Here is a 14,376-nt window from a genome sequence, read left to right as displayed (position 1 = left end):
TTTAATTTACAAGCATTAAACTTAGCGCAAAATCACGTGTTGCTGTCGTATTCAGGTGGCGATAACCTTTCAAATGGGTACACTGATGAGTCCGGCTACGTGACGCTGAAACGAGATTACTATGACCGAAGCATTTAAACACATTTCTGTATTACTTCATGAATCAATCGATGGGCTGGCGATTAAACCAGATGGTACGTATATCGATGGTACATTCGGTCGTGGTGGTCATAGTCGTCAGATACTATCCAAGCTTGGTGAAAATGGTCGTTTATTCAGTATCGACCGTGACCCGCAAGCGATTGAAGAAGCTAAAAAAATCGATGACCCGCGTTTTACCATTATTCACGGTCCTTTCTCTGGTATGGCGGAATACGCGCAAGAGTACGATCTAGTCGGTAAGGTTGACGGAGTTCTTCTCGATTTGGGCGTTTCTTCGCCTCAGTTGGACGACGCCGAGCGAGGCTTTAGTTTTATGAAAGACGGTCCGCTGGATATGCGTATGGACCCGACATCAGGTATCCCAGTGTCACAGTGGTTGATGGAAGCGGATCTTGATGACATTACTTGGGTGATTCGTGAGTTCGGTGAAGACAAACACGCTCGCCGTATCGCTAAAGCTATCGTGGCGTATCGTGAAAACGAAGAAAATGAACCACTGACGCGTACAGGTCAATTGGCAAAACTGATCTCAGACGCAGCGCCGAAAAGCTTCAAAGAGAAAAAACATCCGGCGACTCGTTCTTTTCAGGCTTTTCGTATTTACATCAACAGTGAGTTGGAAGAAATTGACACCGCACTGAAGGGCGCGGCGAGTATTCTTGCTCCTCAAGGTCGACTGTCAGTGATCAGTTTCCACTCGTTGGAAGATCGCATGGTTAAACGCTTTATTCGCAAAGAGAGCAAAGGCCCAGAAGTGCCACACGGAATCCCTCTGACCGAAGAACAAATCAAAGCGCTGGGTAGCGCGAATTTGAAAGCGGTAGGCAAAGCGATCAAACCGTCAAAACAAGAAATTGAAATCAATACTCGTTCCCGCAGTTCAGTATTACGTATCGCAGAAAAACTCTAATCGCCAATGAGTAAGCAGACCCACAACTTAGCCAAATTGATAGCGCTTGACCTACTGACAGTGGGACGAGTTCCTCTTGTCATATTGGTTTTGATCTTTGCCAGCGCAATGGGCGTGGTGTTTACCACTCACCATACGCGCCAGGCGATCACTGAAAAAGACCAAGCGCTTGTTGAGCGCGAACGTTTGGATAGCGAGTGGCGAAACTTACTACTGGAAGAAACGGCGCTGGCGGAACATAGCCGCGTTCAGTCTGTTGCAAAAGACGAGCTGGAAATGAAGCGTCCGGAATCAGATAAAGAAGTTATTATTCATCTCCCATGAGCACAAAAAAAGTCACACCAGTAAAGAAACAGGAAGCAGAACAACCAGTAACGTTGATTCGTTGGCGTTTTTATTTGGTGTTGTTCTTTGTTTTTTGTGCTTTTGCCGCCTTAGTTGGTCGTATCGGTTACATCCAAATTGTCGAACCCGATAATCTCATCAAGCAAGGTGATCTGCGCTCTGTTAGAGCGAAAACCCTGCATTCTGCACGAGGTATTATCTCTGACCGCAATGGTGAGCCACTTGCGGTTAGTGTCCCTGTCGAAGCCGTATGGGCTGACCCTGTGACCATCTTTAAAGAAGGTGGCCTGCGTGATATCGACCGTTGGCACGCGCTCGCGGATGTATTAGGTCTAAAACGTGACGACCTGATCAACAAGATTAACGACAATAAATCCCGTCGCTTTATTTATCTTCAGCGCCAAGTCAGCCCGGCTATGGCTCATTACATTCGTGAGTTACGACTGTCAGGTATTGGCTTAAAAGCCGAGTCTCGTCGTTACTACCCAGCAGGTGAGGTTAGTGCTCACTTAGTCGGTGTGACCGGTATTGATGGTCATGGTCTGGAAGGTGTTGAGCGCAGCTACGACAAATGGCTTACTGGTGAAGCGGGCAAGCGCATTATCCGTAAAGACCGCTATGGCCGCGTCGTTGAAAATATCTCGCTAGAAGAGCGCGAAGAAGGCAAGCCGCTGCAATTAACCATCGATCAACGTATCCAAGCGATCGCTTATCGAGCGATTAAGCAGGCCGTGGCCGATTACCGCGCGACCTCTGGCTCGGTAGTGATTCTTGATGTGAAGACCGGTGAAGTATTGGCAATGGTTAATGCTCCGTCTTACAACCCGAATAACCGCTCGGATCTACAATCGGCGAAAATGCGTAACCGCGTTATCACCGACGCGTTTGAACCAGGCTCGACAATTAAACCGTTTGTGGTACTCGCCGCGCTGGAGAACGGAGTCGCGAACGATAAAACCATTATCGATACCGGCCGCGGGATCATGCAGATCGGTGGTAGCCGCGTACGTGATACTTCGAAAGTAGGTAAAGCCGACCTTACAACCATTTTGAAAAAATCGAGTAACATCGGTGTGGCGAAGCTGGCTCTTGATATGCCGTTAGAAGCGCTACTGGGAATGTACAGTTCGGTCGGTTTTGGTCAGGTTTCTGGTTTGAACCTCGTTGGTGAGACTCAAGGTATTTTCCCTAACCGCCGTCGTTGGTCGAAGTTCGAGATCGCGACGCTCTCGTTTGGTTATGGTCTAACCATTACTCCTCTGCAACTTGCGCATGCTTATGCCACGCTGGGTAACTTAGGCAAGTACCAGCCAGTTCATATTATTGAAAACAATCAGCAAGACTTCTCAAAACAAGTTATTGATCGTGAGAACGCACGTAAAGTTCTTGCTATGCTTGAGACGGTTACGCAACCGGGCGGTACAGCGACAAAAGCTGCGGTTCCGGGATATCGCGTGGCGGCAAAAACAGGTACATCACGTAAAGCGATCGCTGGTGGCTATGGCGATGAATATTTCGCTTACACCGCGGGTATCGCTCCAGCAAGTGACCCAAGAGTGGCTTTGGTGGTGGTAGTCAATGAACCGCAAGGTGATAACTACTACGGCGGTTCGGTTGCGGGGCCTGTGTTCTCAGAAATTTTAAAAGGCACGCTGCAAATACTCAATGTGGCGCCTGACGAAAACAGATTTAAAGATAATTAATTGAGAGACTCTATGTCTAAACAACTCACACTCTCGACATTACTCGAACCGTGGGCGGAACTTCCGACAACGCCTGCCGATGAAGTGATGGTTTCTCATTTGGAATTAGATAGCCGAAAGGTGACTCAAGGCACAACGTTTGTTGCGATTAAAGGTCACGCGGTAGATGGCCGTGATTATATTGCTTCTGCTATCGAGCGTGGTGCTAATGCGGTGATCGCCCAAGCGAGCGATACCCACTGCCATGCTCATGTTGAGACCCAAGGTAATGTTCCCGTTGTTTACATTGAAGAGCTAGATAAAGAGCTGTCTGCGCTGGCCGCACGTTTGTATCCTCTTGAGAGAATGCAATTGATCGGTGTAACAGGTACCAATGGCAAAACCACCATTACTCAACTCATCGCCCAGTGGCTTGATCTCGTTAAGCAACGTGCCGCTGTGTTGGGGACGACGGGGAACGGTTTCTTAGACGCATTGCAACCTGCGGCGAATACAACTGGCAGCGCAATTGAAATTCAGCACACGTTGGCCGAGTTAGAGGCGCAAGGTGCGCAATACACCGCGATGGAGATTTCTTCGCATGGGTTAGTGCAAGGAAGGGTTAAGACACTGCCATTTAAAGCCGGCGTATTCACCAACCTCAGCCGAGATCACCTCGACTACCACGGCACGATGGAAGAGTACGAACGCGCTAAGCTGTCACTGTTCACTCAGCACCTTTGTGAAACTCCGGTGATCAATATCGACGACCCAGTCGGTGCAAAATGGGCACAACAGCTAGACAATGCGTTGGCAGTCTCTCTTAAGCCAACCCAGGCGAAAAACGCGGTTTACGCTAAACATGTCGAGTACTCAGAAGAGGGGATCTCTCTTGCGTTCACGGGGAGCTTTGGTGACGGTGAATTTACCGTACCACTAATCGGTGAGTTCAACGCAAATAACGTATTGGTTGCGTTCGCTACACTACTCGCGCTAGGTTTTGACAAGCAACAACTGATTGAGTCAGCAAGCCAGTTGAAACCGGTTCTTGGCCGCATGGAACTGTTCCAACGCGAAGGTAAAGCCAAAATTGTCGTCGATTATGCTCACACACCTGACGCACTAGAAAAAGCCTTGCTAGCACTGCGTGTGCATTGTACTGGCAAGTTGTGGGCAATTTTTGGTTGCGGCGGGGACCGAGATACAGGTAAGCGCCCAATGATGGCGAGTATCGGTGAACGGTTAGCCGACAAAGTGATTCTGACGGACGATAACCCGCGTAGCGAGTCTCCTCAGTTGATCGTCCAAGATATGCTTGCGGGTATGGACCAGCCGAGCGCAGCAATTGTCGAACACGAGCGTTTTAAAGCGCTGCAACATGCGTTGAACAACAGCAGTGAAAACGACATTATTTTGCTCGCAGGTAAAGGACACGAAGATTATCAAGTGCTGGCGACAGAAACGGTACACTACTCAGATCGAGAGTCTGCAATGCAACTATTGGAGCTGAGCCAATGATCACCTTGATGCTTTCTCAGTTAGTTGACGTACTCGATGCGCAGCTGATTGGCGATGATGTTGCGATTGATAAAGTTTCAACCGATACCAGAACCATTGAGTCTGGCTCACTGTTTGTTGCATTAGTCGGTGAACGTTTTGACGCCCACGATTTTGCCGATAAAGCGGTTGAGGCGGGCGCTAGCGCACTATTAGTCAGCAAAGCGATTGACGCCAATACGCCTCAGTTGCTGGTGAAAGATACCAAGGTTGCGCTGGGATTGCTGGGACAGTTTGTTCATCAAGTCTGCCAGACACCAACTGTCGCCATTACCGGGAGCTGCGGCAAAACCACCGTGAAAGAAATGGTTGCGAGTATCATGACGCAAAAAGGTCAGGTACTGTTTACCGCGGGTAACTTCAATAACGATATTGGCGTGCCGCTGACCTTGCTCCGCTCGACTCCAGAAGACGACTTTGCGGTGATCGAACTAGGTGCGAATCACATTGGTGAAATCGCTTATACCACGCAATTGGTCAAACCGGACGTAGCTTTGGTCAACAACGTTGCAGCCGCGCACTTAGAAGGTTTTGGCTCGATAGATGGCGTTAAGCAAGCGAAGGGCGAAATATACCAAGGATTAAAACCGGGCTCAGTAGCGGTGGTTAACTTGGACAGCAACGGCGGGGACTACTGGCAACAAGTACTGGCTGATAAACAGGTCAAAACTTTTTCGGTGAACTCAAACCAAGCGGACTTTTCTGCTCGCGAGATTCAGTTGAACGAGCATGGTGAGGCTTCGTTTGTACTAGTGACCCAAGATAACGAGTTCGCCGTTAAGTTAGGCATTATCGGTGTGCACAATGTTTCTAATGCACTGGCGGCAACGGCGCTAGCGTTAGAGCTGGGTGCGACCACAGAGATGATTCAACTTGGACTAGCTAACTTAGCCAAAGTAAAAGGCCGGGTAGAAACGGTCGCCCTAAGTGAAAATATCAAATTGATAGATGATAGTTATAACGCCAGCGTGCCAGCAATGAAAGCCGCCGCAGACCTATTGAACGGTTTCAAAGGCGTTCGTTGGTTAATTTTAGGTAATATGGCTGAGTTGGGCGATGAAAGTCTTGCACTTCACCGCCAAGTCGGGGAACATGCTGCCCCATTCAATTTTGAACACGTGCTTACCTATGGTGCTGATGCGAAAGCGATCAGTGACGTATGCGAGGGTAAGCATTTCGATACTCATGACAGTATGATTGAGTTTGTTAAGCAGCAATTGACTCAGCACCAAGAGCCTCAAACGCTTCTGGTCAAAGGCGCCAACAGTGCGGGTATGAGCAAGATCGTTGCTGCTTTAAAGGAGATATATTCATGATCATTTGGCTTGCAGAGCTGCTACAGCCATATTTTTCATTCTTCCGTTTGTTCGAGTACCTGTCATTTCGAGCGATTGTCAGTGTCTTAACTGCTCTAGGTATCTCGTTATGGATGGGGCCGATTATGATCCGCCGCCTGCAGATGCTGCAGATTGGTCAGGTAGTTCGTAACGAAGGCCCAGAATCTCACTTTAGCAAACGTGGTACGCCAACCATGGGCGGGATTATGATCCTGACCGCGATTGTGACAACGGTGTTGCTTTGGACGGATTTGTCTAACCCATACGTATGGGCGGTACTGACCGTTCTTGTCGGTTACGGCGCAGTCGGTTTTGTCGATGACTATCGTAAAGTGGTACGCAAAAATACCGATGGTTTGATCGCACGCTGGAAGTATTTCTGGCAATCGGCGATCGCACTAGTCGTGGCGTTTGCTCTATATGCACATGGTAAAGATACCGCTGCAACGCAGTTAGTGGTGCCGTTTTTTAAAGACATCATGCCGCAACTTGGTTTGATGTACATTGTACTGACTTACTTTGTTATCGTCGGTACCAGCAACGCGGTTAACTTAACCGATGGCCTAGACGGTTTGGCCATCATGCCTACTGTGTTGGTTTCAGCGGGTTTTGCCGCGATCGCATGGGCGACGGGTAACGTTAACTTTGCAAATTACCTACACATTCCGTATGTACCGCAAGCATCAGAGCTTGTGGTGGTGTGTACGGCAATCGTTGGTGCCGGTTTAGGCTTCCTCTGGTTTAACACTTACCCAGCTCAAGTGTTTATGGGCGATGTTGGCTCGTTGGCACTCGGCGGTGCGCTCGGTACGATTGCAGTATTGGTTCGTCAGGAATTTGTTTTGGTGATCATGGGCGGCGTGTTCGTGATGGAAACACTGTCGGTGATTTTACAGGTGGGTTCGTACAAGTTGCGTGGACAACGCATTTTCCGCATGGCACCGATTCACCATCACTATGAACTGAAAGGTTGGCCAGAACCACGTGTTATCGTGCGTTTTTGGATCATTTCCATCGTTCTTGTTCTGATCGGTTTAGCGACGCTAAAAGTACGTTAAGGATACAGTTATTTTATGACCATGAATCGTTGGCAAGATATTCATAGTGTCGTCGTAGTAGGGCTCGGTATTACCGGGCTCTCTGTCGTTAAATACCTTGCGAAATTGCCTCAAGATTTAACGATCAAAGTTATCGACACTCGCGCGAATCCACCAGGTAAAGATGAATTACCGGAAGGGGTAGAACTGCACTCTGGCAGCTGGAATCTCGATTGGTTACTCGCCGCCGATCTGGTTGTCACTAACCCAGGTATCGCGCTTGCTACCCCTGAAATTCAGCAAGTGTTGCGCGCAGATATTCCCGTTGTCGGTGATATCGAACTGTTTGCTTGGCAAGTCGATAAACCCGTTATCGCTATTACGGGATCAAACGGTAAGAGTACGGTTACCGACTTGACGGGTGTGGTCGCAAAAGCGTCTGGACTGAAAGTTGGTGTAGGCGGCAATATCGGTGTGCCAGCGCTGGATTTACTTGATCAAGATGCCGACCTTTACGTGCTCGAATTGTCGAGCTTTCAACTAGAAACCACTTCGTCGCTTAAACTGACCGCAGCCGCTTTTCTCAACCTATCTGAAGACCACATGGACCGCTACGACGGCATGGAGGATTATCGCCAAGCCAAATTGCGTATTTTCCAACACGCGGATTCATGCGTGGTTAACGCTGATGATAAAGCGACTTACCCTGACCAGATTAGCGGTAAGTTAGTCGAGTTTAGCCTCTCTTCAGATACGCGGTTTAGTCTCAAGTTAAAACAAGACCGGGAGTTCATCTGTCGTGATGGCGAAGCCATTCTTGCCTGTGATGAGTTGGCGATGGTTGGTCGACACAATATCGCGAATGTGTTGGTTGTGCTGGCATTACTGTCTGAAGCCGGGATCGATTTTACTCAGGGTTTAGATGCACTTAAGTCTTACAGCGGTCTGACACACCGGTGTCAGGTTGTTGCTGATAATCGTGGGGTAAAGTGGGTCAACGACTCCAAAGCTACCAATGTTGCGAGTACACTCGCGGCGTTATCTGGCATTTCGCTGCAGGGCAAACTCTATTTACTGGTGGGCGGAGTGGGTAAAGGCGCAGACTTTTCTGAGTTGTCCCCCGTATTTGCCAAGTTGAACTTACAGCTGTGCTGTTTTGGTGAGGATGCCGAGCAGTTTATGCTACTACACAGCAGTGCGAAACGTTTTGATACCATGAGTGAGATCATCGAATGGTTGGCGCCGCAATTGGAAAATGGCGATATGGTGTTACTGTCTCCTGCTTGTGCGAGCTTTGACCAGTTTAGCAACTTTATGGCTCGTGGCGACGCATTTACTGAACTCGCGAAGGTTTACGCTTAATCTAATCGGAAACTATGTACTTACAGAACCTATTTGACAGCGTAAAACGTTGGGTAACCACACCTTCACCGAGTGCGCTCTATGACAGACAACTCGTATGGATTTCACTAGGCCTGATGCTGATGGGACTAGTGATGGTGACGTCTGCATCGTTTCCGATCAGTTCTCGTTTAACCGACCAGCCGTTTCACTTTATGTTTCGCCACGCGGTGTTCTTAATTCTCGCGATTGGCGTCTCGTCATTAGTACTACAAATCCCGCTTAGGCGTTGGTTCCAATACAGCATGTGGCTGCTGCTGATCTCTGTGGGTTTACTGTTCATCGTGTTGGTGGCTGGTAAATCGGTGAACGGTGCATCACGGTGGATTCCGTTGGGACTGTTCAACTTGCAGCCAGCCGAGGTGGCAAAGCTATCGCTGTTTATCTTTATGTCCGGTTATTTGGTGCGTAAAAGTGAAGAAGTGAGGTCGAGTTTCTTTGGTGGCTTTATTAAACCAATCATTGTATTCGCAACCCTAGCACTCTTGCTCTTACTGCAACCGGACTTAGGTACTGTGGTCGTGATGCTGGTGACGCTCTTTGGTATGTTATTTATCGCCGGTGCTAAGTTGACCCAATTCCTAGCCTTAATGGTGGTGGGCTTAAGCGCAGTATCGGCGCTTATCTATTTTGAACCCTACCGTTGGCGTCGTGTTACTTCCTTTCTTGACCCTTGGGACGACCCGTTTGGTAGCGGCTACCAGTTGACTCAGTCACTGATGGCGTTTGGTCGCGGCGAGTGGTTCGGTCAGGGGTTAGGTAACTCGATTCAAAAACTCGAATACTTACCAGAAGCACACACCGATTTCGTTTTTGCAGTACTGGCTGAAGAACTCGGTTTTGTTGGCGTGGTATTGGCGCTGGTATTAATTTTTAGTCTGGTGATTAAAGCCATTTTGATCGGTAGGAAGGCGTTTGAACACGACCAATTATTTGGTGGTTACCTCGCGTTCGGTATCGGTATCTGGTTCGCATTTCAGACTTTGGTCAACGTTGGTGCGGCGTCTGGTATGGTGCCAACCAAAGGTCTGACATTGCCACTGATCAGTTACGGTGGTTCCAGTTTAATCATCATGTCTGTCGCGGTATCGATATTATTGCGCATAGACCATGAATGCCGACTCCAAGACGAAGGCGTCGAACAAGAACAGAAAGATGCAGATGAAAACAAATAAAAGATTGATGGTTATGGCGGGTGGAACGGGGGGACACGTTTTCCCAGGACTTGCCGTGGCCAAGAAACTTCAGCAGCAAGGTTGGCAAATCCGTTGGTTAGGAACCGCAGATCGAATGGAAGCCGATTTGGTGCCGAAGCACGGTATTGAGATCGACTTTATCAAAGTAAAAGGTCTTCGAGGTCAAGGTTTTGCACGTCTAATTAAGGCACCATTTCAAATCGTCAACGCCATCATGCAGGCGCGAGCGCATATGAAACGCTGGAAGCCAGATGCGGTATTAGGCATGGGTGGTTATGTTAGTGGACCGGGTGGAATTGCGGCGTGGAGTCTTGGTATCCCGGTGGTGCTGCACGAGCAAAATGCGGTTGCTGGCCTAACTAATCAGTGGTTATCTAAGATCGCCAAGAAAGTGTTTCAAGCTTTCCCTGGTGCTTTTCCAACTGCAGAGGTGGTTGGTAACCCAGTGCGTGAAGACGTGGTCGCGATTGCAGCTCCAGAACAGCGCTTAGCTGACCGAGATGATAAGATTCGTATTCTGGTGATGGGCGGCAGTCAGGGGGCACAAATCCTCAATCGTACTTTGCCAGAAGTCATGGCTAAGTTAGGTGATGGGTATGAAATCCGTCACCAAGCAGGTAAAAATAATCAGCAAGAAGTCGCGCAAGCATACGCAGATGCAAACGTAACTAACGCTGAAACAATGGAATTTATTGATGATGTTGCTGCGGCTTATCAGTGGGCTGACCTACTAGTATGTCGCTCGGGTGCTTTAACGGTGTCCGAGGTGTCTGCGGCTGGCGTAGGCGCTATCTTTATTCCATTTATGCACAAAGACAGACAGCAAGCGCTTAATGCGGACCATCTGGTTGATTGCGGTGCCGCGCAAATGATCGAACAACCAGAGCTGACTGCAGAAAAGCTAGCAACGGCCATTCAGGCACTAGACCGTCCGGCGTTAATGACGATGGCGAGCAAAGCTCGTCAAGCGGCTAAACTCGACGCGGATCAAGTTGTTGCCGATGCGATTATCGAGCTTACAAAATAACGAGAAACATTAATGACTGTTCAACATACACAAGATTTGGCTCAAATTAGAGCGATGGTGCCGGAAATGCGCCGTGTTAAATGCATTCACTTTATCGGCATCGGTGGCGCGGGTATGAGCGGTATCGCCGAAGTCCTGCTAAACGAAGGCTACCAAATCACGGGCTCTGATATTGCTGAAAACCCAGTGACTCAACGCTTAGTTGAAAAGGGCGCAACAGTTTACATCGGCCACCAAGAGCAAAACGTCGCGCAAGCGAGCGTTGTTGTTGTCTCAACAGCGATCAATGAAAACAACCCTGAGATTAAAGCGGCGCGCGCAGCAAGAACGCCGGTTGTTCGACGCGCAGAAATGCTCGCGGAACTGATGCGATTCCGTCACGGTATTGCCGTTGCAGGTACGCACGGTAAAACCACCACAACCGCATTGGTCACACAAATTTATTCAGAAGCTGGTCTTGATCCAACGTTTGTTAACGGTGGCTTGGTGAAGAGCGCAGGCACGAATGCTCGTTTGGGCTCTAGCCGTATTTTGATTGCTGAAGCAGACGAAAGCGATGCGTCTTTCCTTCATCTTCAGCCTATGGTGAGCATTGTTACCAACATCGAAGCGGACCATATGGACACCTATGGCGGAGACTTCGAGACGCTCAAACAAACTTTCATCGATTTCCTACATAACCTGCCGTTTTACGGTCAGGCGATCATGTGTGTCGACGATCCTGTGGTACGTGAACTGATTCCACAAGTCAGCCGTCAGGTTATTACCTACGGTTTTTCTGAAGATGCAGACGTTCGTATTACAAATTACCGCCAAGAAGGCCAACAAGGTAAATTTACTGTTATTCGTAAAGACAAAGCTGACCTCGATATCACATTGAATATCCCGGGTCGTCACAATGCGTTGAATGCTTCTGCGGCGATTGCTGTTGCGACTGAAGATGATATTTCTGACGAAGCGATTCTACGTGCTATGGCGGGTACTCAAGGTACAGGTCGCCGTTTTGACCACCTTGGTGAGTTTGATACGGGTAACGGCCAAGTGATGTTAGTGGATGATTACGGTCACCACCCAACAGAAGTCGACGTGACTATTCAAGCTGCGCGCAATGGTTGGGCGGACAAGCGTTTGGTGATGATTTTCCAACCTCACCGATACAGCCGTACTCGTGATTTGTATGATGACTTTGCCAATGTACTGGACCAAGTCGACGTGCTTATCATGTTGGATGTCTACGCGGCGGGTGAAAAAGCAATTCCGGGAGCTGATGGTCGAGCACTATGTCGCACTATCCGCGGACGCGGTAAATTGGACCCAATCTTTGTTCCTGATAGCAAGTCATTACCGTCTGTTCTCGCAAATGTTTTACAAGATGGTGATCTTGTACTTACACAAGGTGCTGGCGATGTTGGTAAAGTGGCAAAACAGCTGGCGGCTTTTGAGTTAAATATCGATAAGATGCGCAAGGCGTAACTCAAAGTCAGGATTTTGGGAAATTAACACACTTATTGCATACTAAGTGCGGATTTCTCAATTTCTGTGTTTGATACTTTCGATCTCACCAGTATAATCCGGAGGTTAAAGTCAATGCTTTTCCTCCGATACGAGTGTGAGATTAGAGATAGGTTTACGAGCTAATGGCAAGGAAAATGGACTTTGATTAAAAGTGCTTTTAATGAAGGCCCTCGTTTTACTTCTAATCCACTAGTAAGAGAGCATGCTGTCGGAGGCTGCTTTTTGCTGGTGGTTTTGTTGTTGATAGGCTCACTCCTACACTCAACAATTTCATGGATGTGGGATGATCAACGTCTCCCACTGTCCAAAATCGTACTTCAGGGTGATTTGCACTACGTGTCAGCTAATGATGTTCAGAGCGCGTTTGCACGTTTAGAGCACGTTGGCACTTTTATGTCGCAAGACGTGAGCGTATTGCAAAAAGTAGCCGAGTCGATCCCTTGGGTGGCGCATGCGTCCATTCGCAAGCAATGGCCAGACACCGTTAAAGTTTTTTTGACCGAGCATCAAGCGGAAGCCATCTGGAATGGTAATGCTTTGCTGAACGCTACGGGCGAGATATTTAATGGCGATATCGGTGAATTGGAAGAAGAGCATGTCAAATTGTACGGGCCAGACGGGACAACCCAAGAAGTTCTGACGGTTTGGCGTGACTTGGAGCACAAATTTGAGGCGATAGGCTTATCGATCTCCTCATTAGTGCTCAATGATAGACGTGCTTGGCAAATTATCCTGGATAACGGCATTCGCCTTGAGTTAGGCAAAGAATCATTAGAGGAGCGTATCGAACGCTTCTTTGCTTTATATAAGAATTTAGGTAGTACCACCGAGCGGGTGAGTTACATCGACCTCAGGTATGATACGGGAGCCTCAATAGGATGGTTTCCTCAACAAGAGTTAGAACAAGAGAACACAGATGACTAAGACCGCTGATGACAACATTATTGTTGGTCTTGATATAGGCACTGCGACCGTATCGGCTCTAGTAGGCGAAGTTTTGCCTGATGGTCAAATCAATATTATTGGTGCCGGTAGCAGCCCATCTCGCGGGATGGATAAAGGTGGCGTGAACGACCTAGAGTCGGTGGTAAAGTCCGTTCAACGAGCGGTGGACCAAGCGGAGTTGATGGCGGAATGCCAAATCAGCAACGTGTATATTTCCATTTCTGGTCGCCATATTGCGAGCCGAATTGAAAAAGGTATGGGAACCATTTCTGACGAGGAAGTTTCTCAAGAAGATATGGACCGTGCGATTCATACTGCGAAGTCAATTAAAATAGGTGACGAGCAGCGCATTTTGCACGTTATTCCCCAGGAATTTACCATTGATTACCAGGAAGGTATCAAAAATCCACTAGGTTTATCAGGTGTACGTATGGAAGTTAGCGTGCACCTTATCTCTTGCCACAATGATATGGCGAGAAACATCATAAAAGCCGTAGAGCGTTGTGGGCTTAAGGTTGAACATTTGGTTTACTCTGGCTTAGCCGCTAGTAACGCAGTGATTACTGAAGATGAACGTGAGCTAGGTGTATGTGTGGTCGATATCGGTGCTGGTACGATGGATGTGTCCATTTGGACTGGTGGCGCACTTCGTCACACAGAAGTGTTCTCTTATGCTGGTAATGCAGTAACCAGCGATATCGCATTTGCTTTTGGTACGCCAGTTAGTGACGCGGAAGAGATTAAAGTAAAATATGGCTGCGCTCTTAGTGAGCTAGTCAGCAAGGACGATACGGTTAACGTCCCAAGTGTTGGTGGGCGACCATCGAGAAGCTTACAAAGACAGACATTGTCTGAAGTGATTGAGCCTCGTTATACTGAGCTTATGGGGTTAGTTAACCAAACTATCGATACTGTTCAAGAGAAGCTACGTGATGAGGGTATCAAGCATCATTTAGCGGCTGGTGTTGTTCTCACTGGTGGTGCAGCACAAATTGAAGGTTTGGTAGAGTGTGCGGAACGCGTTTTCCGCAACCAAGTTAGAGTCGGCAAGCCACTAGAGGTTAGCGGCTTAACAGATTACGTAAAAGAGCCGTATCATTCTACGGCAGTTGGTTTACTCCATTACGCACGTGATAGCCAAATTAACGAAGAAACGGAATACAACGAGCCAACTCGTTCTTCAGTGACTAGTTTATTTGGGCGCTTGCGCAATTGGATACAGAAAGAGTTTTAACCTGAGCAGCAGGAAAAACGGAGATAAC

General features: G+C 48.2%; 12 protein-coding genes. All 12 read left to right on the top strand.

Going from position 1 to position 14,376, the window contains the following annotated elements; translation table 11 throughout:
- Positions 1 to 121 precede the first annotated feature (121 nt).
- Entirely contained in the window at positions 122 to 1,072 is a 951-nt protein-coding gene (rsmH, locus tag AKJ31_RS10135) for a 16S rRNA (cytosine(1402)-N(4))-methyltransferase RsmH (RefSeq protein ID WP_053408978.1), read from the top strand.
- Between the two features lie 6 nt (positions 1,073 to 1,078).
- On the top strand, positions 1,079 to 1,396 hold the full coding sequence (gene ftsL, locus AKJ31_RS10130; protein WP_053408977.1) for a cell division protein FtsL: 318 nt from the start codon (positions 1,079 to 1,081) through the stop codon (positions 1,394 to 1,396).
- Positions 1,393 to 3,120 carry a penicillin-binding transpeptidase domain-containing protein gene (locus AKJ31_RS10125; protein ID WP_053408976.1) on the top strand — a complete coding sequence of 576 codons (1,728 nt, stop codon included), beginning with the start codon at positions 1,393 to 1,395 and terminating at the stop codon, positions 3,118 to 3,120. Before ftsL ends, AKJ31_RS10125 begins: the two co-directional genes overlap by 4 nt.
- Before the next feature lie 12 nt (positions 3,121 to 3,132).
- A complete protein-coding gene (gene murE / locus AKJ31_RS10120) occupies positions 3,133 to 4,617 on the top strand; it encodes a UDP-N-acetylmuramoyl-L-alanyl-D-glutamate--2,6-diaminopimelate ligase (RefSeq protein WP_053408975.1) in 1,485 nt (494 codons plus the stop codon).
- Positions 4,614 to 5,972, top strand: coding sequence for a UDP-N-acetylmuramoyl-tripeptide--D-alanyl-D-alanine ligase (locus AKJ31_RS10115; RefSeq protein WP_053408974.1), 1,359 nt, complete (start codon positions 4,614 to 4,616; stop codon positions 5,970 to 5,972). The genes murE and AKJ31_RS10115 overlap by 4 nt, the downstream gene beginning before the upstream one ends.
- A complete protein-coding gene (gene mraY / locus AKJ31_RS10110) occupies positions 5,969 to 7,051 on the top strand; it encodes a phospho-N-acetylmuramoyl-pentapeptide-transferase (RefSeq protein WP_053408973.1) in 1,083 nt (360 codons plus the stop codon). The genes AKJ31_RS10115 and mraY overlap by 4 nt, the downstream gene beginning before the upstream one ends.
- A gap of 21 nt (positions 7,052 to 7,072) precedes the next feature.
- Positions 7,073 to 8,392 carry a UDP-N-acetylmuramoyl-L-alanine--D-glutamate ligase gene (gene murD, locus AKJ31_RS10105; protein ID WP_211263053.1) on the top strand — a complete coding sequence of 440 codons (1,320 nt, stop codon included), beginning with the start codon at positions 7,073 to 7,075 and terminating at the stop codon, positions 8,390 to 8,392.
- A gap of 14 nt (positions 8,393 to 8,406) precedes the next feature.
- Entirely contained in the window at positions 8,407 to 9,606 is a 1,200-nt protein-coding gene (gene ftsW, locus AKJ31_RS10100) for a cell division protein FtsW (RefSeq protein ID WP_053408971.1), read from the top strand.
- A complete protein-coding gene (gene murG / locus AKJ31_RS10095; RefSeq protein WP_053409098.1) occupies positions 9,593 to 10,654 on the top strand; it encodes an undecaprenyldiphospho-muramoylpentapeptide beta-N-acetylglucosaminyltransferase in 1,062 nt (353 codons plus the stop codon). Before ftsW ends, murG begins: the two co-directional genes overlap by 14 nt.
- 12 nt (positions 10,655 to 10,666) lie before the next feature.
- Complete coding sequence (gene murC, locus AKJ31_RS10090; protein WP_053408970.1) at positions 10,667 to 12,127, top strand: UDP-N-acetylmuramate--L-alanine ligase; 1,461 nt, start codon at positions 10,667 to 10,669, stop codon at positions 12,125 to 12,127.
- Between the two features lie 183 nt (positions 12,128 to 12,310).
- Complete coding sequence (locus AKJ31_RS10085) at positions 12,311 to 13,093, top strand: cell division protein FtsQ/DivIB (RefSeq protein ID WP_053408969.1); 783 nt, start codon at positions 12,311 to 12,313, stop codon at positions 13,091 to 13,093.
- Positions 13,086 to 14,348, top strand: a complete 1,263-nt coding sequence (ftsA, locus tag AKJ31_RS10080) for a cell division protein FtsA (RefSeq protein ID WP_053408968.1) — start codon at positions 13,086 to 13,088, stop codon at positions 14,346 to 14,348. Before AKJ31_RS10085 ends, ftsA begins: the two co-directional genes overlap by 8 nt.
- The last annotated feature ends 28 nt before the right edge of the window (positions 14,349 to 14,376 follow it).

Source organism: Vibrio hepatarius (assembly GCF_001274785.1).
GTDB classification, from domain to species: domain Bacteria; phylum Pseudomonadota; class Gammaproteobacteria; order Enterobacterales; family Vibrionaceae; genus Vibrio; species Vibrio hepatarius.
Note: the sequence above shows the minus strand (reverse complement) of the source record. Positions and strands in the feature narration are given on the sequence as shown.